Source organism: Pseudoxanthomonas sp. 22568 (genome assembly GCF_052044485.1).
Taxonomy (GTDB): domain Bacteria; phylum Pseudomonadota; class Gammaproteobacteria; order Xanthomonadales; family Xanthomonadaceae; genus Pseudoxanthomonas_A; species Pseudoxanthomonas_A beigongshangi.
Map to the genome: position 1 here is coordinate 219,017 of NZ_JBQENC010000002.1, position 22,220 is coordinate 241,236.

At 68.3% G+C, this 22,220-nt stretch carries 19 protein-coding genes; 6 read left to right on the plus strand and 13 right to left on the minus strand.

Translation table 11 applies throughout. From position 1 onward, the window contains the following. Positions 1–19 precede the first annotated feature (19 nt). A complete protein-coding gene (locus tag ACTJI2_RS03375) occupies positions 20–688 on the minus strand; it encodes a TonB family protein (protein WP_440841114.1) in 669 nt (222 codons plus the stop codon). 202 nt (positions 689–890) lie between these two features. Continuing rightward, positions 891–1,631, minus strand: a complete 741-nt coding sequence (locus ACTJI2_RS03380; protein WP_183643231.1) for an SIMPL domain-containing protein — start codon at positions 1,629–1,631, stop codon at positions 891–893. A 151-nt stretch (positions 1,632–1,782) separates the two neighbouring features. On the opposite strand from ACTJI2_RS03380, the gene ACTJI2_RS03385 reads away from it, so the two are divergent. The 4 genes from ACTJI2_RS03385 to tldD all read left to right on the plus strand — a co-directional run bounded on the left by ACTJI2_RS03385 (position 1,783) and on the right by tldD (position 9,428). Further along, positions 1,783–2,352 carry a Maf family protein gene (locus ACTJI2_RS03385; protein WP_183643229.1) on the plus strand — a complete coding sequence of 190 codons (570 nt, stop codon included), beginning with the start codon at positions 1,783–1,785 and terminating at the stop codon, positions 2,350–2,352. A 64-nt stretch (positions 2,353–2,416) separates the two neighbouring features. After that, the gene (gene rng / locus ACTJI2_RS03390; RefSeq protein ID WP_183643226.1) at positions 2,417–3,904 is read left to right on the plus strand and encodes a ribonuclease G; all 1,488 of its coding nucleotides are present in this window, start codon (positions 2,417–2,419) and stop codon (positions 3,902–3,904) included. Between the two features lie 144 nt (positions 3,905–4,048). Beyond that, positions 4,049–7,930 carry a YhdP family protein gene (locus ACTJI2_RS03395; protein WP_440841117.1) on the plus strand — a complete coding sequence of 1,294 codons (3,882 nt, stop codon included), beginning with the start codon at positions 4,049–4,051 and terminating at the stop codon, positions 7,928–7,930. A gap of 55 nt (positions 7,931–7,985) precedes the next feature. After that, positions 7,986–9,428 carry a metalloprotease TldD gene (tldD, locus tag ACTJI2_RS03400; RefSeq protein WP_440841118.1) on the plus strand — a complete coding sequence of 481 codons (1,443 nt, stop codon included), beginning with the start codon at positions 7,986–7,988 and terminating at the stop codon, positions 9,426–9,428. A gap of 44 nt (positions 9,429–9,472) precedes the next feature. Here tldD and yjgA read toward each other — a convergent pair whose 3' ends face one another. Next, positions 9,473–10,030 (minus strand): ribosome biogenesis factor YjgA, encoded by a 558-nt coding sequence (gene yjgA / locus ACTJI2_RS03405; protein ID WP_440841120.1) that lies wholly within the window; start codon positions 10,028–10,030, stop codon positions 9,473–9,475. 109 nt (positions 10,031–10,139) lie between these two features. Here yjgA and pmbA point away from each other — a divergent pair, with 109 nt between their 5' ends. Then, positions 10,140–11,498, plus strand: coding sequence for a metalloprotease PmbA (gene pmbA / locus ACTJI2_RS03410; RefSeq protein ID WP_440841121.1), 1,359 nt, complete (start codon positions 10,140–10,142; stop codon positions 11,496–11,498). Positions 11,499–11,587: 89 nt separating this feature from the next. Continuing rightward, positions 11,588–12,016 carry a DUF4870 domain-containing protein gene (locus tag ACTJI2_RS03415; protein ID WP_183643213.1) on the plus strand — a complete coding sequence of 143 codons (429 nt, stop codon included), beginning with the start codon at positions 11,588–11,590 and terminating at the stop codon, positions 12,014–12,016. 69 nt (positions 12,017–12,085) lie between these two features. Here the strand turns inward: ACTJI2_RS03415 and ACTJI2_RS03420 are convergent, their stop codons facing one another. The 10 genes from ACTJI2_RS03420 to rnhB all read right to left on the minus strand — a co-directional run bounded on the left by ACTJI2_RS03420 (position 12,086) and on the right by rnhB (position 22,211). Further along, positions 12,086–12,964, minus strand: coding sequence for a polyprenyl synthetase family protein (locus ACTJI2_RS03420; protein ID WP_440841123.1), 879 nt, complete (start codon positions 12,962–12,964; stop codon positions 12,086–12,088). Further along, on the minus strand, positions 12,954–13,214 hold the full coding sequence (locus tag ACTJI2_RS03425) for an exodeoxyribonuclease VII small subunit (protein ID WP_183643207.1): 261 nt from the start codon (positions 13,212–13,214) through the stop codon (positions 12,954–12,956). Before ACTJI2_RS03425 ends, ACTJI2_RS03420 begins: the two co-directional genes overlap by 11 nt. 32 nt (positions 13,215–13,246) lie before the next feature. Further along, a complete protein-coding gene (gene tilS, locus ACTJI2_RS03430; protein WP_440841125.1) occupies positions 13,247–14,545 on the minus strand; it encodes a tRNA lysidine(34) synthetase TilS in 1,299 nt (432 codons plus the stop codon). Between the two features lie 30 nt (positions 14,546–14,575). Further along, a complete protein-coding gene (locus ACTJI2_RS03435) occupies positions 14,576–14,761 on the minus strand; it encodes a hypothetical protein (RefSeq protein WP_183643201.1) in 186 nt (61 codons plus the stop codon). Between the two features lie 156 nt (positions 14,762–14,917). After that, the gene (locus ACTJI2_RS03440; protein ID WP_183643198.1) at positions 14,918–15,061 is read right to left on the minus strand and encodes a hypothetical protein; all 144 of its coding nucleotides are present in this window, start codon (positions 15,059–15,061) and stop codon (positions 14,918–14,920) included. 164 nt (positions 15,062–15,225) lie between these two features. Further along, positions 15,226–15,978, minus strand: coding sequence for a tetratricopeptide repeat protein (locus tag ACTJI2_RS03445; RefSeq protein ID WP_440841128.1), 753 nt, complete (start codon positions 15,976–15,978; stop codon positions 15,226–15,228). Between the two features lie 157 nt (positions 15,979–16,135). Continuing rightward, positions 16,136–17,095 carry an acetyl-CoA carboxylase carboxyltransferase subunit alpha gene (locus ACTJI2_RS03450; protein WP_141453570.1) on the minus strand — a complete coding sequence of 320 codons (960 nt, stop codon included), beginning with the start codon at positions 17,093–17,095 and terminating at the stop codon, positions 16,136–16,138. Between the two features lie 93 nt (positions 17,096–17,188). Next, complete coding sequence (gene dnaE, locus ACTJI2_RS03455; protein WP_192197530.1) at positions 17,189–20,752, minus strand: DNA polymerase III subunit alpha; 3,564 nt, start codon at positions 20,750–20,752, stop codon at positions 17,189–17,191. A 131-nt stretch (positions 20,753–20,883) separates the two neighbouring features. Then, complete coding sequence (locus tag ACTJI2_RS03460; RefSeq protein ID WP_440841130.1) at positions 20,884–21,399, minus strand: hypothetical protein; 516 nt, start codon at positions 21,397–21,399, stop codon at positions 20,884–20,886. 194 nt (positions 21,400–21,593) lie between these two features. After that, the gene (gene rnhB, locus ACTJI2_RS03465; RefSeq protein WP_183643185.1) at positions 21,594–22,211 is read right to left on the minus strand and encodes a ribonuclease HII; all 618 of its coding nucleotides are present in this window, start codon (positions 22,209–22,211) and stop codon (positions 21,594–21,596) included. Positions 22,212–22,220: the final 9 nt, after the last annotated feature.

Sequence of the window (22,220 nt, forward strand, 5' to 3'; positions counted from 1 at the left end):
GTGCGCATTGTGCTTGGGGCTACTGCAACGTGAAAGCAATCGGAACGATGCCGTAGGCCTGCACCGCGACGCCGTTCTGAAGCGCGGGTTTGAAGCGCCATTTTTTCAGCACGTGCTGGCTGGCTTCGCGATCCAGCTTGCGGTTGCCGCTGCTGCTTTCGATGGTGACCTCCAGCGGTGTGCCATCCACGTCCACCAGTACGCGCAGCATCACGGTGCCGGTGAAACCGATGCGGACCAGTTCCGGCGGATAACGTGGTGCGGGTGCACTGATGTATTCCAGGTGGCTGGCGGCGATCGGGCCACTGGGAACCACCGGTCCCACCGCGTCCGTCAGGCTATCGCTGGCCTGCGTGACGATCGCCGGTTCGGTACCGCCATCGACGATGACCGGTGTATCGGTGATGGGCGTGGTGTCTTTCGGTTGCACCCGGGGAGACGGCTGCGGCTTGGTTTCGATTACCTGCTGCTTCTTGGTGATCTCGACCGGAATCGGTTCTATCGGTTTCTCTCGTTCGATCCAGCGGATGACGGGCTTGGGAGCCACGGTGGGCGCCAGTTGCGGCGCCGCCATCGGCATCAGCAGCAGGAGGAGGGCGAACACGTGCAGGGCGATGGCCGCGGCGATGGCCAGGATGCGGCCGATGTCCAGACGGGTCGGGGTGCGGAAGGGTAGTGCGCGAACCATGGTCCACCTCCTGAAGGGCTGTGACAGGAACAACGCTTGGCCGCGAGGAGTGGGGTTGCAACGCCCCCGCGCCGCAGTTCCAGACTGTACTCCGCCGTGTGGTGGCCGCAAGAGGGGGGCGACCAAGGTCGAATGCCGTTCCGGACGCCGAAAACGGCAACGGCGCCAGGAGGCGCCGTTGCGTGGAGCGGGGTGGCGGGGCTCAGCGGCCCAGTTCGAACACCACGTCCAGGTTCACCGACAAGGTGGTCTCGCCCGGGGACACCGGGGTGGACTCCATCCGGCCGGCCTTGGCGTCCATCGCCATCGCCATCATCGGCACCGGGCGGAAACCGCCGCCACCCTCGGAGATGCTGACGATGCGGCGGACCCGCAGGCCCAACGCCTTGGCATAGGTCTCGGCGCGGGCCTGGGCCTTCTTCAGCGCGGCCAGGCGGGCTTCGTCGTAGACCGGCTCGGGCTGGTCGATTTCGAAGCTGGGGCCGTTGATCTGGTTGGCGCCCACCGCGGCCAGCGCGTCCAGCACCTTGCCCAGCTTGGCGATGTCGCGGACCTTCAGGCTGACCGTGTTGCTGGCCTGGTAGCCGGTGATCTTCGGCGGTTCGTTCTCGGCGTAGCGGTACTGCGGGTTGAGGCTGATGCCGCTGGTCTGGACGTCCTTCTCGGGGATGCCCGCGGCCTTGATGGCGGCGACCACCTTGGCCATCTGCTCGGCGTTCTGGCGCATGGCGGCGTTGCCGTCGGCGGCCTGGGTGACCACGCCGGCGGACAGGGTCGCCACGTCGGGCACGCGCGACGCCTCGGCCTGCGCCGACACGTTCAGCAGGGTGCCGTCGGCGGGCACGGTGTAAGCGGGGGCGGTCTGGGCTTGGGCGGTCATCGTGACGGTTCCTAGGGCCAGGGACAGGGCGAGCAGCAGCGGGCGGAACGGGTGGTGGCGCATGGGATCTCCTTGTATGCGTCGGTGGCCGGGGGCCAGTGGGAGTGAAGCGTGTTCAGTACACGATGAACGCGTTGTGAGTCGAATCGGGTTTCGCCGTCCACGGGAACACTCAACCGGCGTTCAGTCAGTCGCCTCAGGTTATTCTTTCCCGATGCTGCATCTGGCCTCCCAATCCCCCCGCCGCGCCGAACTCCTGACCCGCCTGGGGCTGACCTTCGGGCGCATTGATCTGGATATCCCCGAACACCGCCAGCCGGGCGAGTCCGCCGAAGATTACGTGCGCCGGGTGGCGCGCGAAAAGGCCGGGGCCGGACTGCTGAAGGTGATGACCGTGCCGGGCGCGGTGGTGCTGGGGGCGGACACCGAGGTGATCCTGGACGACGAGGTGTTCGGCAAGCCGGCCGATGCCGATGACGCGGCCGCCATGCTGCGCCGGCTGTCGGGCCGGACCCACCAGGTGATCTCGGCGGTCTCGGTGGTCGACGCCGGCCGCGAGGAGCAGGCGGTGTCCATTTCCGAAGTGAGCTTCGCCGAGCTTTCGGACGCGGACATCGCCGCCTATGTCGGCAGCGGCGAGGCGATGGGCAAGGCCGGGGCCTACGGCATCCAGGGCCGCGCCGAACAGTACGTGACCCGACTCTCGGGCAGCTTCTCGGGCGTGATGGGGCTGCCCCTGCACGAGACCGCCCGCCTGCTGCGCGCGTTCGGAGTGCTGGCATGACGGCAGGCGCGGCGCTGGCCGCCCGCCGTCGCTCCCCTTCTTTATCCTTCCAACGGACGGTGACATGAGCGAAGAAATCCTGGTCAATGTCACCCCCCGCGAAACCCGCGTGGCCGTCATCGAGAACGGCATGCTGCAGGAACTGCACATCGAGCGCGGCTGGCGCCGGGGCGTGGTCGGCAACCTGTACAAGGGCAAGGTGCAGCGGGTGATGCCGGGCATGCAGGCGGCGTTCGTCGAGGTCGGCCTGGATCGCGCGGCGTTCCTGCACGCCAACGACATCGTGCGCCCGGCGCCGGTCGCCAACGGCGAGGCGGTGGAGACGCCGCTGCCGCCGCCGCCGTCGGTGCCGATCATGGACCTGCTGCGCGACGGCCAGGACGTGGTGGTGCAGGTGGTCAAGGATCCCATCGGCAGCAAGGGCGCGCGCCTGACCACCCAGATCAGCATTCCCTCGCGCTACCTGGTGCTGCTGCCCCAGTCGAAGGTGGTCGGGGTGTCGGCACGCATCGAGGACGAGGCCGAACGCCAGCGCCTGAAATCGCTGGTGAGCGATCTTGCGGCGGCGCATGGCGGTCATGGCTACATCATCCGCACCAATGCCGAGGGCCAGCCGGCCGAGGCGCTGGCCGAGGACATTTCCTACCTGGCGCGGGTCTGGGCGCTGGTGGAACAGCGCAGCCGCGATGCCGCGGTGGGTACCTGCATCTACGAGGACCTGACCCTGCCGCTGCGCGCGGTGCGCGACCTGATGCGGCGCGATGTCGAGAAGGTACGGGTGGATTCACGCGAGACCAGCGAGCGGCTGCAGGCGTTCGCGGCCAAGTACATGCCGGTCCTGGCCGAGCGCATCGAGCATTACAGCGGCGAACGTCCCATCTTCGATCTGTATGGGGTGGAAGACGAAATCGGCCGCGCGCTGGACAAGGAAGTGCCGCTGAAATCCGGTGGCTACCTGGTCATCGACCAGACCGAGGCGATGACCACCATCGACGTGAACACCGGTTCCTTCCTCGGCCAGCGCAACCTGGAGGAAACCGTCTACCGCACCAACCTGGAGGCGGCGCAGGCGGTGGCGCGGCAACTGCGCCTGCGCAATCTCGGCGGCATCATCATCATCGATTTCATCGACATGGACGATCCCGAGCATCGCCGCCAGGTGCTGCGTACGCTGGAGAAGGCGCTCTCGCGCGATCACGCCAAGACCACGGTGTACGAGTTCTCGCCGCTGGGCCTGGTCGAAATGACCCGCAAGCGCACGGTCGAAAGCCTGGAACGGCAGCTGTCCGAGCCATGCCCGGAGTGCGGTGGCCGCGGCAGCATCAAGACCGCCGAAACCGTCACCTACGAAATCTTCCGCGAGATCACCCGCGCCGTGCGCCAGTTCGAGGCCGCCCGCCTGCTGGTGATCGCCTCGCCCAAGGTGGTGGCACGCATTACCGACGAGGAATCGCAATCCGTGGCGGAACTGGAGGAATTCCTAGGCAAGTCGATCCGCTTCCAGGCCGACGAGCAATACCTGCAGGAGCAGTTCGATGTTGTGCTGCTTTGACGGGAATCGGGAATGGGGAATCGGGAATCGTGAGAGCGCATCGCGCTTGAACGGCAACGATTTCCATGCGCGGAAGACAACAGCGGTGCGGAGTCCGCTTTGCCGATTCTCAATTCCCGATTCCCCACTCCCGGCAAAAGCCTGATGCCCACCCCGATGCGCCGCCGCTTGCGCCTGGCCCGACGTGGTGCCGTCTATGGCATCGCGATCGTGCTGGTGTGCATGGCGGTGGTGCTGGGCATCGCCAGCCAGGTGCTGCCGCTGGCCGAACGTCATCCCGAGCGTGTCGCCGCGTGGTTGAGCGAGCGGGCCGGGCGAACGGTGGCATTCGATCGGGTGCAGACCCAGTGGACCCGGCGCGGACCGCTGCTGCAACTGGACGGGCTGCGGATCGGCGAGGGTGAGGGTGGCGTCCGTATCGGCCAGGCCGAGGTGCTGGTGTCGATGTACGGTGGCCTGCTGCCGGGCCGGTCGTTCACCGAACTGCGCCTGCGCGGCCTGTCGCTGACCCTGCAGCGCGCCGACGACGGCACCTGGTCGGTGCGCGGCTTGCCTGGGCAGCAACAGCCGGGCGGGGATCCGCTGTCCAGCCTGGAGGGGTTGGGCGAACTGCAGATCATCGACGGCCGCCTGGACATCGACGCGCCATCCATTGGCTGGCAACTGCGGGTGCCCGATATCGACATGCGCTTGCGGGTGAACGGCGATCGCGTGCGGGTCGGTGCGCGTGCGCGCATCCGCGCCGATAGCGCGCCGCTCAACGTTGCTGTCGATTTCAATCGTCGCAAGGGCGACGGCCAGGCCTACGCCGAGGTGACCGCCGCCGACATCGGCGTGTGGTCGCCGCTGCTGCGCTACGCGGGTGTGGTGGCCGATTCCGGCAGCGGGCGGCTGCAAGGCTGGATATCCCTGTACCGGCATCGCGTGGTGATGGTCACCGCCGAGGCGCACGTGCAGAAGCTGGGCTTGCGCGGTGCGCCGCTGGTGGGGGGCGGGGCGCTGCCGCGCGCGGCCTTCGAACAACTGGACGGCAGGTTGCGTTGGCGCCTGATCCGGAGCGGCTGGCGACTGGATGCGCCGCTGCTGCGGGTCGGCAGTGGCGAAAGCACGCAGACGCTGGACGGCCTGCTGCTGGCCGGTGGTCGCGAGACCGCGCTGGTCGCGCGCCAACTGGATGCGGCGCCGCTGTTCGCGGTGCTGGGGTTGAGCGACCGGGTCGGCGACGACATGCGCCGCTGGCTGGGCCAGGCACGTCCGACCGCGCGGCTGGCACGGGTGGAGGTCGCCGGCAATCGCCAGGGCGGCCTGCGCGCCAGCGGCGAACTGCTGGAAGTCGGCTTCGCGCCGGTCGGCCGCGCGCCGGGAATGAGCGGGCTGGCGGGCGATTTCGAGGGCGACGCCGAAGGCCTGCGCCTGCGCCTGAAACCGGCATCGCGCCTGCAGTTCAATTGGCCCAGCGGCTTCGGCGTGGTGCATGACGTCACCCTCGATGGCGAAATCGTCGGTTGGCGCGAAGGCGCCGGCTGGCGCGTCGGCACTCCGGCGTTGCGCGTGCGTGGCAAGGATTACGGCGCGCAGGTGCGCGGCGGCCTGTGGTTCCAGAACGACGGCACCCGGCCGTGGATCGATCTGGCCGCCGATCTCGATCAGGCGCCGGTGCCCGCAGCGCAGCGCTTCTGGGTTCACCACCAGATGCCCAAGGCGGCGGTGGACTGGCTCAACGCGGCGCTGGTCGGCGGCCAGGTGAACAATGGCCGCGCCATCGTCTCGGGCGATCTCGACGATTGGCCCTTCGTCCGCAACAACGGCCGCTTCGAGGCGGTCGCGCGCATCAACGGCGGGCAGTTCAGGTTCCAGCGCGACTGGCCGGCGCTGGAGCAGGTGGACGCGGATGTCGCCTTCATCGGCAACGGATTCTCGCTGGACGGGCACGGCAGCCTGGCCGGCGTGGCGGTCGAGCATTTCAGCGCCGGCATCGCGGACTTCCGCGAATCCAACCTGCGTGTCGACGCCGACACGCACACCGATGCGGGGAAACTGCTGGCGATGCTGCGGCAGAGTCCGTTGCAGAAAACCCATGCCGACACCTTCGCCAATCTGGAAGCCTCCGGCGCCACCCGTGCCAGCTTCCATCTGCTGCAGCCGCTGAAGAAGGATTCGCCCACCCGTCAGCGGATGGAAGGCGAGGTGGAACTGACCGCGGCGAAGCTGGCCGAAAAGCGCTGGAACCTCGCCTTCACCGACGTCACCGGCAAGGCGCGCTACGACAACGGCGGATTCGCTTCCGAACCGATGAAGGTGATGTTGCAGGGCCAGCCCGGCGTGCTGTCGCTGCGCGCGGGCAGCGGCGCGCGGGATCCGCAGCAGGCGTTCGAGGCCGAGCTCGCTGCGCGCCTGGATGCGAAGGAACTGCTGGATCGCGCGCCGGAAATGGCCTGGTTGAAGCCGTACATCGAAGGGCGTTCGGACTGGAACGTCGCGGTCACCATTCCCAAGGGCGCGGCCAGCAACGCGCCCAGCCAGCTGCAGCTGCGTTCGCAGCTGGTCGGCACCGCCCTGAGCCTGCCGGCACCGCTGGAAAAACCGGCATTCGCCGCGCTGCCGACGGTGGTACGCACCTCGATGCCGCTGGGCAGCGGGCAGATCGAAGTCGCGTTCGGCCAGCGCCTGGCGTTGCGCGCGCNCAACGGCCAGCAGACCGGCGTGCGGGTGGTGCTGGGGAGCGACAATGTCGCCGAGGCTCCGCCCGCGTCCGGGTTGATCGTCAGCGGCCGCACGCGGCAACTGGATGCGATGGACTGGATCGCGCTGTTCAAGGGTGGCGAGGACGAGGGTGACGACGATGGCCTGAAGTTGCGCCATGTCGATGTCACCGCTACGCGCCTGCTGATGATCGGATCGGTGTTCCCCGATACGCGCCTGCAACTGGCGCCGGCCCCCAATGCACTGGCGGTGACCCTGGAAGGTCCCGCGCTGTCCGGTGGCCTGCTGGTGCCGGAGACGCGGGGCGCCGCGATCGTCGGGCGGCTCTCGCGCCTGTATTGGCAGAACGCGTCGCCCGCCGGCACCGCCACCGCGGCGGCCACGGTCCCGACCAGGGCGGTCGCGGGCGCGCCGATCGGCATGCCCGGCGCGCCGCCGGTACCCGCCGACGATGGCCTGGATCCGTCGGCGATTCCGCCGCTGTCGCTGGACGTCGATGAACTGCGCGTCGGCAGCGCGAAACTCGGCAACGCCCGCCTGCGTACGCGCCAGTTGCCCGCCGGCATGCAGATCGAACAGCTGCAGTTGCGTTCCCCGCAGCACGACATCGACGTGGCAGGTACCTGGCTGGGGAAGGGCGCGCATGCGCGGACCCAACTGCAGGCCAAGGTGGTGAGCCGCGATTTCGGCGCGCTGCTGGCCGATGCCGGCTACGGTGGCCGCATTCGCGGCGGCCACGGCACCGTCCAGGCCACCGCGGGCTGGCGTGGCAGTCCCGGCGCGTTCCGGCTGAGCGAACTGGAAGGCAAGGTCGGCGTGGATGCGCGCGATGGCCATCTGCTGGAACTGGAGCCCGGTGCGGGCCGCGTGCTCGGTCTGTTGAGCGTGGCCGAATTGCGTCGCCGGCTGACCCTGGATTTCAGCGACTTCTTTTCCAAGGGATTCGCGTTCAACCGGATGGAAGGCGAGGTGGCCCTGGGCAACGGCCTGGCCCGTACCGACGCGCTGGTGATCGACGGTCCCGCCGCCGAGATCCGGATCGGCGGCACGACCGATCTGCGCGCCGAACAATTCGACCAGGTGGTGGATGTGCTGCCCAAGTCGGCCAACGTGCTGACCGCGGTCGGCGCGGTGGCCGCCGGACCGTTGGGCGCGGCGGTCGGCGCGGTCGCCAACGCGGTGCTCAAGCGCCCGCTGGGCGAAATGGGTGCCAAGACCTATCGGGTGACTGGTCCTTGGAAGGAACCCAAGGTGGAGGCCATTTCGCGCGAGCAATCACGCGAACAGGCGCCATCCTCGGCCGCGCGCGCCGGACTGCCCTGAACCGCGGCGCCCGCACCGCCTTGCGCTGGCCCGTCCCAACCCCCACCTTGCTGCCATGACTGCTTCCCTGACGCTCGCCGAAACCCGCCTTCTGCTGCCTGCCGGCCTCGACCAGCACGGCCTGGACCGCACCTTCGGGGCGCTGCTGGGACCGGGTATCGATTTCGGCGATCTCTATTTCCAGCATGCCCGGCGCGAGAGCTGGACGGTGGAGGACGGCATCGTCAAGGACGGTGCGCACTCGATCGAGCAGGGTGTCGGCGTGCGGGCGATTTCGGGCGAGAAGACCGGCTTCGCCTATTCCGACGATATCAATTCGGTCGCCTTGCTGGACGCCGCGCGCTCGGCGCGCGCGATCGCCCGTGACGGCGCGGCGCATGCGCCACGCGCGCTGGTGCGGGGCGGTGGACGCGCGCTCTACGGCGCGGACGATCCCATCGACGCGATGGACAATGCCGCCAAGGTCGAGGCGCTGCGCACGGTGGACCGTTTCCTGCGCGCGGCCGATCCGCGCGTGCAGCAGGTGACCGTGAGCCTGTCAGGCGGCCTGGATACCGTGCTGGTGGCGCGCAGCGACGGCGTGCTGGCCGCCGACGTGCGTCCGCTGGTGCGCCTGAACGTACAGGTGCTGGTGGAGCAGAACGGCCGTCGCGAGTCCGGTTACGCCGGCATGGGCGGTCGCTATTCCTATGCCGAACTGCTGGGTGGCGGCCGCCCCGAGGAACTGGCGCGCGAGGCATTGCGGCAGGCGCTGGTGAACCTGGACGCCATCGATGCGCCGGCCGGCGTCATGCCGGTGGTGCTGGCGTCCGGCTGGCCTGGCGTGCTGCTGCACGAAGCCGTCGGCCACGGCCTGGAAGGCGATTTCAACCGCAAGGGCACCAGCGTCTACGCCGGCCGCATGGGCCAGCGGGTCGCCTCGCCCGGCGTGACCATCGTCGACGACGGCACCCTGCCGGGCCGGCGCGGATCGCTCAACATCGACGACGAAGGCACGCCCACCAACTGCACCACGCTGATCGAAGATGGCGTGCTGGTTGGTTACATGCAGGACACGCTCAACGCGCGCCTGATGGGCATGGCGCCGACCGGCAACGGTCGCCGCGAATCGTTCGCGCACCTGCCGATGCCGCGCATGACCAACACCTACATGCTCGCCGGACAGCACGATCCGGAAGAGATGATCCGCTCGGTGAAGAAGGGCCTGTATGCGGTCAATTTCGGCGGCGGGCAGGTCGACATCACCAGCGGCAAGTACGTGTTCTCGGCCACCGAGGCCTACCTGATCGAGGACGGCAAGGTCACCGCGCCGGTCAAGGGCGCCACCCTGATCGGCAACGGACCGGAAACCATGCAGAAGGTCAGCATGGTCGGCCACGATCTCGCGCTGGATGCCGGAGTGGGCGTGTGCGGCAAGGACGGACAGAGCGTGCCGGTGGGCGTCGGCCAGCCATCGTTGCTGATCGAGGGCCTGACGGTGGGCGGCACCCGCACGTGAACCGCGGGCGGGTGGGCGGCGCCGCGCGGGCGCCGGCACGCGGCTCAGTCTTCGTCGGTGTCCGTATCGCCGGGAGCGTCGTCACCGTCGGCGAGCAGTTCGCGGATCTCGCGGAACAGTTCGCGGAAAGCATGCGGCGGCTTGTTCTTCGCGCGTTCCTCGCCGGCGTTGCGAATCAGCTGGCGCAGGCGCTGGCGATCGGCCTGCGGGAACTCCTCCAGCAGCTCGCCCAGCGCACTGTCGCCGTCGGCGAGCAGGCGTTCGCGCCACTGCTCGGCACGGTGCAGTTGCGCCGCCTCGCGCCGGGCCGCGTCGCCGCCTTCGTCCATCGCGTCGCGGATCGCGGCCAGGACTTCGTCGTCCTCGCGGCGCATCTGCTTGGCCAGGTACTGCAACTGGCGCTTGTGCGCGATATGCGAGGTGATGCGCTGGGTTTCCAGGATATGCGGCATCAGGTCTTCGGGAATCGGCAGCTTCGCCAGGCGGGCCGGCGTCAGCGCCACCAGTTGTTCGGCCAGGCTGCGCACCTCCAGCGCTTCCTCGCGCTGCTGGGTACGGCTGGGGCTAAAAAATTCGCCGGTTTCGGGGTCGCGTCCGCGCATGGTCGATCTCGGTTGCCGGTCACGCGGCGGTGCCTGCACGGCGCGCCGGGACATCTTTCACGGGGGAGGCCGGGACGTCCGGCTTCCTGCATTGCATAAGGATAAGCCATTGAACGCCATCACCGTTTCCGCCGACGACAGTCTGGCCCGGCTGGATACCCTCGCCGAGCTGTCGCAGCGCCTGCTGGCAGCCGCCCGCGCGCGTGGCGCCAGCCAGGCCGAGGTCAGTTGCAGCGAGGAGCGCGGGCTGAACGTCAACGTGCGCCTGGGCGAGGTCGAGACGGTCGAATCGACCCGTGATCGCGGCATCGGCGTGACCGTCTACTTCGGCCGGCGCAAGGGCAGCGCCAGCACCGCGGATCTGCGCGAGGAAAGCCTGGAGGCCACGGTCGAGCAGGCCTGCGCCATCGCCCGCTACACCGAGGACGACGAAGCCGCAGGGCTGGCCGACGTGGACCGGATGGCGGCGGACTTCCCCGATTTCGACCTCTGGCATCCCTGGCCGGTGCAGGCCGACGAGGCGCTGGATCTGGCCCTGGCCTGCGAGAACGCCGGGCGCGAGGCGGATTCGCGCATCGGCAATTCCGACGGCGCCTCGGTGGGCAGTTCGGAGAGTCTTTCGGTATATGCGAATTCGCACGGGTTCGTCGGACGTGAACGCAGCACCCAGCACACCCTGGGCTGCGCGCTGATCGCCGGCGAGGGCGATGGCATGCAGCGCGACGGCTGGTACACGACGGCGCTGGCGGCGTCCGCGCTGGAAGCGGCGCAGGTGGTCGGACGCAAGGCGGCCGAGCGCACCGTCGCCCGGCTGGAACCGCGCACGGTCGCCACCGGCCAGTACCCGGTCCTGTTCGCCGCCGAGGTGGCGCGATCGCTGGTGGGCCACCTGCTGGGCGCGGTGGCCGGTTCGGCGCTGTACCGGCGGGCCAGCTTCCTGCTGGATCACGCCGGCCAGCGGGTTTTCCCGGAGTGGTTCTCGATCGAGGAGCGTCCGTTCCTGCGCCATGGCTGGCGCTCGGCCGCCTTCGACGCCGAGGGCGTCGCCACCCGCGATGCGCCACTGGTGCGCGACGGCGTGCTGGAGCGCTACCTGCTGGGCAGCTATTCGGCGCGCAAGCTGGGGTTGCAGAGCACCGGCAACGCCGGTGGCGTGCACAACCTGCAGGTCTCGGCCAATGCCGGCGGCTTCGAGGAACTGGTGCGCGGTATGGGACGCGGCCTGGTCATCACAGAGCTGATGGGGCAGGGCGTCAATCCGGTGACCGGCGACTATTCCCGCGGCGCGGCCGGATTCTGGGTGGAGAACGGCGAACTCGCCCATCCGGTCGACGGCATCACCATCGCCGGCAACCTCAAGCAGATGTTCGCGGGTGTGGAGGCGGTCGGAAACGACGTCGATCCGCGTTCGCACGTGGCCTGCGGTTCCATCCTGCTCGGACGCATGACCGTTGCCGGATCCGATTGACGTGTCTTGACAGGATCCCCCGGGGCCCCGAAAGTGGCCGCCGGGATTGTTCCATACCATCAACGTCAACAAGGAATGGGGATACACGCATGAGCGAGTTCGAGAACGTCACCGCACCGCCGCCGCCGCCGACTTCGGGAAGCCCGAGTGCGGAAGAGCGTCAATGGGCCCTGTTCGCACACCTGTCCGCGCTGGTCGGCGGCATCCTCACCTCGGGTTGGGCCGGCAGCCTCGGCTGCTTCATCGGTCCGCTGATCATCTGGCTGGTCAAGAAGGACACCATGCCCTTCGTCAATGACCAGGGCAAGGAAGCGCTGAACTTCAACATCACGGTCGGCATCATCTTCCTGGCGCTGTTCCTGCTGACGATCGTGACCCTGGGCATCGGCGCGCTGATCACGCTGCCGCTGATGGTGATCGTCGGCATCGCCTGGCTGGTGTTCACCATCATCGCCGCGATCAAGGCCAACAACGGCGAAGCCTATCGCTATCCGCTGACGCTGCGCCTGATCAAGTAAGCGAAGTTCGCGAGTCAATGAAAAAGGCCCGGTAAAACCGGGCCTTTTTTTGTGCGCGGATTGCCGCGTTCAATGATCGCGGCGGACCGCCAGTTCGCCCAACGCGCGCAGCGCATCGGCGGCCTCGCCGAATGGCGACAGCGCTTCGCGCATCGACGCGTCGAGTTCGTTCAATCGCGCCTTGGCGCCGTCCATGCCGAGCAGGGCCGGATAGGTGGACTTGGACTGGGCCGCATCCTTGCCGGCGGTCTTGCCGAGCTGTTCGGAGCTGCCTTCCACGTCCAGGATGTCGTCGCGGATCTGGAAAGCCAGGCCCAGCGAGGAGGCGAATCCGTCCAGGCGTTCCACGACATCCGGCGCGGCACGGCCGGCCAGGGCTCCGAGGCGGACCGCCGCGCGAATGAGCGCGCCGGTTTTCCAGGCGTGCATGCGGGCCAGTTCTTCCAGGCTCTGCTGGCGCCCGGTGGCGTCGATGTCCAGGGCCTGCCCGCCGCACATGCCGGCCACGCCGGAGGCGCCGGCCAGCGCCTGCACCCAGGCCAGCCGGATATCGGCGTCGGCGGGTGCCTGCGCCAGCACTTCGAAAGCACGCGTCTGCAAGGCGTCGCCGGCGAGGATGGCGGTGGCCTCGTCGAAGGCGACGTGCACCGTCGGCCGGCCCCGGCGCAGATCGTCGTCATCCATGGCCGGCAGATCGTCGTGGACCAGCGAATAGGCGTGGATCAGTTCGACCGCGGCGGCGGGCGCGTCCAGCATGGCTTCCTGCACGCCGGAAACGGCGCCGGCGGCATAGACCAGCAGGGGGCGCATGCGTTTGCCGCCGCCGAGCACGGCGTGGCGCATGGCCGCGTGGAGGCGTCCGGGTGCCTGGTCGGGGGACGGAAGGGCCTGATCGAGGGTGGCTTCGGTACGCGCGGCCCAGGCCGCGAAGCGGGCCTCAGTTGCCATCGGGCAGCGGCGCGAACGGCTCGGCGCTTTCCGGATTGGCGGGATCGCTGAGCAGCCGGACCCGCAGTTCCGCCTGTTCCAGCGCGGCCTGGCACTGGCGGTACAGGCCGACGCCGCGCTCATAGGCGGCCAGCGAGTCTTCCAGGCTGAGGTCGCCGTGTTCCATGCGGTCGACCAGGCGTTCGAGTTCTTCCAGCGACTGTTCGAAGTTCGCCACCGGGGACGCGTCGGGGGTGTTTTTCTTGGCCATGCGGGAAAGTGTGCGGAGCCGCCGCGTGAAGGTCAACGCGCGGCGGTCAGGGTGGCTGCCCGTTCCCAGCGTAGGCTCGCCCCATGCCGGCGCAGCCAATCGTCCAGGCGCGCATCCAGCAACAGGTCGCCGGCCGCGAGCAGTTCGCCGTCGGCGTCCCGCAGCAGCGGCAGCAGGCGGCGTTCCCACGGGGGAATGCCGTCGGCCTGCAGCAGCTTCTTCAGCGCCTGGCTGTGCGCGCGACCGGGCTGGCGCAGGCGCTCGCCGCCCAAGCGCGCGCCGACCCGCAGCGGCGTCGGCCAGGCCGCGCCTTCCAGGACCAGCCGGTCGCCGGTTGGCAGCCGCAGGGGCTGGTGCGTGTCCCATTCGACTTGCCAGTCGGCCGGCAGTGGAGGTCGCATCGACTCGGCATGCAACAGATCGCGCCAGCGGCGTACGACCGCGCCCTGCCAGCTGAATTCGGCTTCGTCGTCCGCCGTCGCGGCCAGCAGATCCCGCTCGATGTGGCGCACACCTTCGGCGGGGAGGGGCGGCAGCTCCAGCTGGCACAGCCAGTGGCGCAGCACGCGGGCGCGCCGCGCGGGCGGGAGCGCAAGCAGGGCGGTCACCGACAAGGCCGCCGGATCCAGCGTGCGGATTGTCGCCAGCGCCAGCGCGTCGTCGCGATCGAGCAGGTCGGCAGTTTCCCGCGCCAACGAAGCGCTGCGCGCGAATGCGGCCGCGGCATGCGGCCAACGCTGTTCCAGCAGCGGCATGACCTGCCGGCGCAGGAAGTTGCGGTCGTGGGTGGTGTGCAGGTTGCTCGGATCATCGATCCACGCCAGACCATGCTGGCTGGCATGGCTTTCAAGCACGGCACGCGAGGTGTCCAGCAGCGGGCGCCAATGCCATCCACCGGCAAAGGCGCGCCAGTCGCGCATCGCCACCAGCCCGTCCACGCCCGAAGCCCGCAGGGCACGCAGCAGGAAGGTTTCCGCCTGGTCCTGCAGGTGATGCGCGGTCACCAGCACCTCGCCGGACGACATCGCCTCGGCGAACGCCGCATAGCGCGCGTGGCGGGCGGCCGCCTCCATACCCTGGCCGGCGTCGGCGGAAACCCGCACATGCACGATCCGCAACGGAACTTCCCAGGCATCGCAGGTGCGTTGGCAGTGCGCGGCCCAGTCGTCGGCCGCCGGCTGCAGGCCGTGATGGACGTGGATGGCGCGAAGGACGCCCTGGAATGCCGGTTCCGCATGGAGGCGGTGCAGCAGGACCGTCGAATCCAGGCCACCGCTGAAGCCGATCAGCAGGGACGGCACGACGGCGGGCGCGGGCGGCAGGGCGAACATGCCGCCCAGTCTAGCCGGCAGGCCCGCGACTCAGCGCAGCTTGTTCAGGATGACGATGATGGCGGCCAGCCAGCAGACACCGACGAACAGGCCCAGAACCCAGTTCTGGTTGACGCCGTTCCGGTGCCAGCGCAGGCGGTTGTAGAACAGGCCCACCACCATCGGCAGGACGAACAGGATGAGCGGAACCAGCCACCATGGATGCAACAGGTCCATCACGTTTTCCCCCGTGAGCCGGCCGGTGCCGGCGATCTCATCCTAGCGCCGTCGGCGCGTCCGCGCCTGCGGCGAATCGTCGCGGGAGGAGGAAGACAAGGCTTAGATCCGGGACGCCGCCATGTGCGCCGCCGGAAGTGAAGCGGCGGGCATGGCTCAGGAATTTGTCCAGAATGCCACCGCGCACAAGATTGAAATCAACAGGAGCAATCCGACCATGATCGGCCATGCGCGGCGGCTGCCCGCCTGACCGAACAAGTCAAGCCAATGTGCCAGAAGTTGGGCGATGGCTTCGAACATGGGTGTATCCACGTCGTTGAGGGGCAACGATCATTGAACACCCGGCAGCTCTGAGCGGAAATGACTCCCTTTGTTGGTTCGGCCCGAACGCCAGGGCATTCCAACGCAGTGCTTGCTAGCAGTATTCGCGGTAAGACAGCCAGGACTGCCGTTCTTTACTTGAATCAGGACGAGGGCAGGTTGGCCAGTTCGTTGCGGGCCAACGCGATCCACTCGCGCTGATCGCGCTGGTAGTACTTCGGCAGGGCGTCGGAGCGGGTCAGGATTTCCTGGAATACCGCGCGGGCGCGAACCAGATCGCCCTGGCGCTTGAGCAGCAGGCCATAGCGGGCACGCGCCTCCTCGCCGGGATGGCCCTGCACGACGGCTTCGTATTCGTGCAGGGCGGCGGTCGCATCGCCCAGGTCTTCCACGGCGCGCGCATACAACAGGTGCCCGTCTGAGGACCGGAAGTTCGGATTGGCGGCGATGAGCGCGTCCAGGGTCGTGCGCGTCTCGCGTGCCTTGCCCTGTCCGTACTGGGCCTTGGCCAGGCCGAGCATCAGGTCCGGATCCGTGCGGTACAGGCCCTTGAGCGCGTTGCCGAACAGATCCTCGGCGCGGGCGAAATCCCCGCTGCGCAGGCATTCCTCGGCCAGTTGGCGACGGGTTTCCGGTGTATCGGAAAGCCCCAGCTTGCGATCCGCCTTGCGCTTCTCGTGCTCGGGATCGATGCGCGAGCGCACGCTGCGCGCGGCCCGGCGCGCCGACGGGTTGTGGCGCAGATCCGGCAGCACTTCGGCGATGAAGTACACCAGCACCGCGATGTACGAAAACAGCAGCAGGATGAAGATCCAGTACAGCGGCCGTCCGGTGCGCACGACGTGCACGCAGCAGGCGACCTGGAGAATCAGCGACAGGATGATGAACGGGCTCATGCGGCTTGGCGTATGGCGGGAATGAAAGGCGCATCAGTGAACCGAGCGCATGTTTTCGCGCTCGGAAGGCAGAAACGCATACACGACAATACGCGACCGACCACCGGCACCAGCAGCAGGGCAGATATCCATTTCTGCCAGCTCATCGCGTTTGCCCTCAGGCGGCCTCGTAGGCCCCGTAGCTGCGCAGGCGCTCGTAACGGCGCTGCAGCAGTTGTTCGACCGGAATCTGTTCCAGCGCGTCCAGTTCGTTGAGCAGGACCGCCTTCAGCCGGGTCGCCATCTGGCGCGGATTGCGGTGGGCGCCGCCGATGGGTTCGCGCACCACCTTGTCCACCAGGCCGAGCGAATGCAGGCGCTTGGCGGTCAGGCCGAGCTGCTCGGCGGCGTCCTTGGCCTTGTCGGCCGACTTCCACAGGATCGAGGCGCAGCCTTCCGGGGTGATCACCGAGTAGGTGCTGTATTCCAGCATCAGGGTGCGATCACCCACGCCGATGGCGAGCGCGCCGCCGGAGCCGCCTTCGCCGATCACGGTGCAGATCACCGGGACTTTCAGTTCCGACATCTCCAGCAGGTTGCGCGCGATCGCCTCGGACTGACCGCGTTCCTCGGCATCGATGCCCGGCCAGGCGCCGGCGGTGTCGATGAAGGTCAGCACCGGCAGGCGGAAGCGTTCGGCCAGCTTCATCAGCCGCAGTGCCTTGCGGTAACCCTCCGGCTTGGGCATGCCGAAGTTGCGCTTGATCTTTTCTTTGGTATCGCGGCCTTTCTGGTGGCCGATGATCACCAGCGAGCGCCCATTGATGCGGGCCAGGCCGCCAACGATCGCCTTGTCGTCGGCGAAGGCGCGATCGCCGGCCAGTTCCTGGAACTCGTCGCAGATCACGCGCGCGTAATCCAGGGTGTAGGGGCGGGCCGGATGGCGGGCCAGCTGCGATACCTGCCACGGGGTCAGGTCGCGGAAGATCTGGGCGGTGCGGACGCGCAGCTTGTCCTGCAGGGCATGGACTTCGGCATCGACATTCACCGCCGGTCCCGCGCTGGCGTTGCGCAGCTCCTGGATCTTGGCTTCCAGATCGGCGATGGGTTGTTCGAAATCGAGGTAGTTCGGGTTCATCAAGCGGGCCGTGGGCCGGAAAGGGGGGAGTTTATCCCAGCCGGGGCCTCCATACCGAGCCGTGCAGTACGGTCCGGAGCCCGGAACCGGGCCTCAGTGGTTCTGCGCCCAGGGGCGGCCCACCGCCAGCTTGACCGCGCGCACGCCAGGGGTGGCCCGCAGCGCGTCGACCAGTTCGGTATCGACCCGCACCGACAGGCTGCCATTGACGTCAAGCATGCCGGCGGTGGCCGACTTGCCGGAGGGCAGCACCAGATCCAGGCGCAGGGGCGTGTTGCCGGGGCGGTGGCGGGCGAGCAGGGCTTCCACCCGCGACCACAGCCCCGGTTCGCGCAGGTCCAGCCGCAGCGACAGCCGCTGCGCCTGCTGCGCGCACAGCTGCGAGTAGTCCCAGCACTGGCGGATGCGCAGGCTGAAGCCGCCGTTGAACTCGTCCTCGCGCAGGCCGCCCTTCATGATCAGGATGCGGTCGCGGGTCAGCAGCGGGCCGAACTCGGCCATCGCGTCGGAGAACGCACTGCATTCGATGCGGCCGCGGCCGTCCTCCAGTTGCACGAACACCTGGCTGTCGCCCTTGCGGCGCACGCCGACCACCTGGCCGGCGATCAGCGCGCTGACTTCCGGGCGCCAGCCCTTCTTTTCGCCCGGCGACTGGTTGCTCCAGAGTTTTTCCAGATCACCCAGGTCGCTGCCGACCAGGGCGCGCAGATCCTCGCGATAGGGATCCATCGGATGCCCGCTGAGGTAGTGCCCCAGTGTCTCGCGCTCGCCATTGAGCAATTGGCTCAGCGGCCACTCGTCCGATTCGGTCAGCACCACTTCCAGCGCGGGCGCGGCATCGCCGCCGCCGAACAGCGAGCTTTGTCCGGCCGCGCGCTCCTTGGCCAGTTGATCGGTGGCCTTCAGCACTTCGGGCAACTGCAGCATCAGCGAGGCGCGATTGCGGCCCAGTGCGTCAAGCGCGCCGGCATTCACCATCGCTTCCAGCGCGCGCCGGTTGAGCTTGGAGGAATCGACCCGTTTGCAGAAATCCAGCAGGTCGCGGAATTCGCCGCCCTGCCGGCGTTCGGCGACGATCGTCTCGCACAGGCCCTGGCCGACGCCCTTGATGGCGCCGATGCCGTAGCGGATGGTGCGCGGATCGGTCGCCTCGAACATGTAGTCCGAGTGGTTGATCTCCGGCGGCAGCACGGTCAGCGACAGCCCGCGCGCCTCGTCCAGGAAACCGACCACCTTGTCGGTGTTGTCCATGTCCGAGGACAGCACCGCGGCCATGAACTCGGCCGGATAGTGGCACTTCAGCCACGCGGTCTGGTACGACACCAGCGCGTAGGCCGCGGCGTGCGACTTGTTGAAACCGTAGCCGGCGAACTTCTCCATCAGGTCGAAGATTTCGTCGGCCTTCTTCTCGTCGACGCCGCCCTTGCCGGCGCCCTCGCGGAAGATCTCGCGGTGCTTGGCCATTTCGGCCGGCACCTTCTTGCCCATCGCGCGACGCAGCAGGTCGGCGCCGCCGAGCGAGTAGGCGCCGACGATCTGCGCCATCTGCATCACCTGCTCCTGGTACACCATGATGCCGTAGGTGTCCTTCAGGATTGCTTCGGTGCGCGGATCGGGATACTCGACTTCCTCGCGCCCGTGCTTGCGGTCGACGAAGCTGGGAATCAGGTCCATCGGGCCGGGTCGGTACAGCGATACCAGCGCGATCAGATCCTCGAAGCGGTCGGGCTTGGCGTCCTTCAGCAGCCGGCGCATGCCGGAGGATTCGAACTGGAACACCGCGCCGGTGTTGCCGGAAGCGAAAACCTGGCGATAGGTGGCGGCGTCGTCCAGCGGAATCGTCGCGATGTCGATCGGCGGCACGCCCGCGCGTTCGTGGCGGCGGTTGATGGCCTTGACCGCCCAGTCGATGATGGTCAGCGTGCGCAGGCCCAGGAAGTCGAACTTCACCAGGCCGACTTCCTCGACGTCGTTCTTGTCGAACTGGGTGACCGGGTTCCGGCCCAGCATGCCCTCGTCGTGTTCGGCGAACAGCGGGCAGAAGTCCGACAGCGGCGACGGCGCGATGACCACGCCGCCGGCGTGCTTGCCGGCGTTGCGGGTCAGGTCTTCCAACTGGCGCGCCAGGTCGATCAGATCGCGGACATCGTCCTCGCTGTTGTAGCGTTCGATCAGCTCCTGCGAGGCCATTTCGCTGTTGCCTTCGCCCATCGCATCCTTCAGCGTCACGCCGAGGATGTTCGGGATCAGCTTGGCGACGCCATCGACCAGACCGTAGGGAAAGCCCAGCACGCGGCCGGCGTCGCGCACCACCGCCTTCGCCGCCATGGTGCCGTAGGTGATGATCTGGCTGACCCGGTCGCGGCCGTACTTGCGCGCGACGTAGTCGATCACCTCGTCGCGCCGGTCCATGCAGAAGTCGATGTCGAAGTCGGGCATCGACACGCGTTCCGGGTTGAGGAAGCGCTCGAACAGCAGGTTGTAGGGCAGCGGATCCAGATCGGTGATCTTCAGCGCCCACGCCACCAGCGAACCGGCGCCCGAACCGCGGCCCGGGCCGATCGGGATGCCGTGGTTCTTGCCCCACTGGATGAAGTCGCCCACGATCAGGAAGTAGCCGGGGAAGCCCATCTTGATGATGGTGTCCAGCTCGAACTCCAGCCGTTCGAAGTAATCCTCGCGGGACTTGCCGGGGGCGAGCGGGTTCTTCTCCAGCCGTTCTTCCAGGCCGGTCCGGGCCTGGCTGCGGATCCAGCTGTCCAGGGTCTCGTTTTCCGGCACCGGATAGGCGGGCAGGAAGTAGGTGCCCAGCCGCATCTCGATGTTGCAGCGCTGCGCCAGCGCCAGCGTGTTGTCGATGGCGTCGGGCACGTCGGCGAACAGCGCGGCCATTTCCTCGGCCGACTTCATGTACTGCTCGGGGCTGTACTCGCGGGGCCGCTTCGGGTCGTCCAGCACGCGGCCGGAGGCGATGCACACGCGCGCCTCGTGCGCGTCGAATCCGTCCGGCGACAGGAACCGCACGTCGTTGCTGGCGATGACCGGCAGGCCGCGCTTGGCCGAAGCGTGCAGCGCGAACGCGTTGAACGCCTCCTCGCCATCGCGCTGGGTGCGGGTCAGTTCGAGATGCAGATCCTCGCCGAAACTGCGCTGCCATTCGGCCAGGTGCTGCTCGGCCAGTTCATGCCGTCCGCTCAGCGCCAGCCGGCCGGCCTGGCTCTGGCGGCCCATCAACGCGAACAGGCCCTGGCGATCCTCATGCAACCACTGCGGATCGATGGCGACGCCGTCGTTGCGGTGACCTTCCATCCACGCGCGGGTGAGCAGGCGCGACAACGACAGGTAGCCCTCGCGATCCCGGCACAGCAGGGTCACCGGCCACGGCGTCTCGTTGCCCTCGGCCACCAGCACGTCGGCGCCGGCGATCGGCTTGATGCCGACGCTTTCGGCGGCCTTGTAGAACTTGACCAGGGCGAACAGGTTGTTGCGATCGGTGACCGCCAGCGCCGGCATGCGCAGTTCCACCGCGCGGCTGAGCAGGTTGGCCTGCTTGGCTTTCTTGGGGTCGGCCTGATCCGGCTTCTCGGGCACGCGGATGATCGAATCCGCCATCGAGAACTCGGTGTGCAGGTGGAGATGAACGAAGCGGGAGGACATGCCGGCTCGGAAGACTGTCCGGGCAGGTTACCGGCGGGGGTGGGGAGGGGCAAGGCTTGACATCGGCGCCCGGGCCGGCGAGCCCGGGCTGCCTGGGCGCATGGCGGGCGCGAAGCGTCCCGGCGGCCGGCTCAATGCACCCGGAACACCGCCGGTTGCGCGGGCGCGTAGCTGGTTTCACGGACCTGCCGATGGTGTTCGCGCAGGGCGCATTCCTCCTCGCGCGCGTGTTCCCAGTCGTGCCGATCGAACGGGAAGGCGCCAACCTCCGCATGTCGCAGGTTCGACTCGACATCGCGCAGACGCAGGAAATCATCGTGCGCCTCGACCTCCCGCCACAGGCGGGGCCAGGACAGGTCCGATGGCAGGGCGTCCATCGGCTGTCCGGCAGGCTGGGCGAGTCGCGCCAGCACGGCGGCCAGGCCAGCCCTGATCGCGGGCTCGCAGTTCCAGGCGGTGTCTTCCAGCAGCGCCGCGATGCGTTGCGGACCGTCGATGCCCGGCGACGGTGCATCCGGACAGATCCCGCGTACCAGCGCGGCCAGGTGTTGATAGGAGGCGGGGCCGTTGCCGGTGGGGGAGCCGCAACGGGATTCGGGGGACGGCGCTCCGGGTTCCGGAGCGGCATGGTCGGGATGCAGGTTCATGGCAGTTCTCGCGAGACCGTCGGGGGCCGGGGCGTGTCACCGTGATCCTTGGAAGACGGCATTCCTCATGGAGGAGATGCGATAACAGCCTGCAGGGTTGCGAGGATTGTTTCGACTGCTGGAAGTCGGCGTGACCAAGGACAGGGCGTCCTGTTCATCCGACCGGCGGCGGGGAGGCGCGGGAACTCCGCGCTTTAGGCCATGCCGTGCGCTTCCAGCGCGACGCGAACGGGCGCGAAACTGCGGCGGTGCAGCGGGCAGGGGCCATGCAGGGTGAGCGCGGCCAGGTGTTCGGGCGTGGAATAGCCTTTGTGGTTGGCGAAACCGTACTGCGGGAACTGCGCATGCAATGCCACCATCGCGCGGTCGCGGGTGACCTTGGCGAGGATGGATGCGGCCATGATCGCGGCATCGAGCCGATCGCCGCCCACCAGCGCCTCGGCCGGACACGGCAGGCGGGTGGGAATCCGGTTGCCATCGATGCGCGCGAGTTCGGCCGCCGGCTGCAACGCGCGGACCGCGCGCCGCATGCCTTCCATCGTGGCCTGCAGGATGTTGAGCGTGTCGATTTCCTCGCGCTGCACCAACTCGACCCGCCAGGCGAGCGCGCGTTCGATGATCAACGGATACAGCGCCTCGCGCTGGACTTCGGTCAGCTGCTTGGAATCGTTGAGGCCGTCGATGGGGCGATCCGGATCCAGGATCACCGCGGCCACCGATACCGGTCCGGCCAGCGGGCCGCGGCCGGCTTCGTCCACGCCGGCGATCAGGCGGAAGACGGGGGCGGGAAACAGCGAACCGTTCGGAAGCATGGCGCGATT

Coding starts and splice junctions, on each gene's coding strand:
- ACTJI2_RS03380 (WP_183643231.1), bottom strand. CDS start 1,631: ATGCGCCACCACCCGTTCCGCCCGCTGCTGCTCGCCCTGTCCCTGGCC.
- ACTJI2_RS03435 (WP_183643201.1), bottom strand. CDS start 14,761: ATGGACCTGTTGCATCCATGGTGGCTGGTTCCGCTCATCCTGTTCGTC.
- tldD (WP_440841118.1), top strand. CDS start 7,986: ATGACTGCTTCCCTGACGCTCGCCGAAACCCGCCTTCTGCTGCCTGCC.
- ACTJI2_RS03375 (WP_440841114.1), bottom strand. CDS start 688: ATGGTTCGCGCACTACCCTTCCGCACCCCGACCCGTCTGGACATCGGC.
- ACTJI2_RS03415 (WP_183643213.1), top strand. CDS start 11,588: ATGAGCGAGTTCGAGAACGTCACCGCACCGCCGCCGCCGCCGACTTCG.
- ACTJI2_RS03445 (WP_440841128.1), bottom strand. CDS start 15,978: ATGAGCCCGTTCATCATCCTGTCGCTGATTCTCCAGGTCGCCTGCTGC.
- ACTJI2_RS03460 (WP_440841130.1), bottom strand. CDS start 21,399: ATGAACCTGCATCCCGACCATGCCGCTCCGGAACCCGGAGCGCCGTCC.
- tilS (WP_440841125.1), bottom strand. CDS start 14,545: ATGTTCGCCCTGCCGCCCGCGCCCGCCGTCGTGCCGTCCCTGCTGATC.
- ACTJI2_RS03385 (WP_183643229.1), top strand. CDS start 1,783: ATGCTGCATCTGGCCTCCCAATCCCCCCGCCGCGCCGAACTCCTGACC.
- ACTJI2_RS03420 (WP_440841123.1), bottom strand. CDS start 12,964: ATGGCAACTGAGGCCCGCTTCGCGGCCTGGGCCGCGCGTACCGAAGCC.
- yjgA (WP_440841120.1), bottom strand. CDS start 10,030: ATGCGCGGACGCGACCCCGAAACCGGCGAATTTTTTAGCCCCAGCCGT.
- ACTJI2_RS03450 (WP_141453570.1), bottom strand. CDS start 17,095: ATGAACCCGAACTACCTCGATTTCGAACAACCCATCGCCGATCTGGAA.
- dnaE (WP_192197530.1), bottom strand. CDS start 20,752: ATGTCCTCCCGCTTCGTTCATCTCCACCTGCACACCGAGTTCTCGATG.
- rnhB (WP_183643185.1), bottom strand. CDS start 22,211: ATGCTTCCGAACGGTTCGCTGTTTCCCGCCCCCGTCTTCCGCCTGATC.
- ACTJI2_RS03425 (WP_183643207.1), bottom strand. CDS start 13,214: ATGGCCAAGAAAAACACCCCCGACGCGTCCCCGGTGGCGAACTTCGAA.
- ACTJI2_RS03440 (WP_183643198.1), bottom strand. CDS start 15,061: ATGTTCGAAGCCATCGCCCAACTTCTGGCACATTGGCTTGACTTGTTC.
- rng (WP_183643226.1), top strand. CDS start 2,417: ATGAGCGAAGAAATCCTGGTCAATGTCACCCCCCGCGAAACCCGCGTG.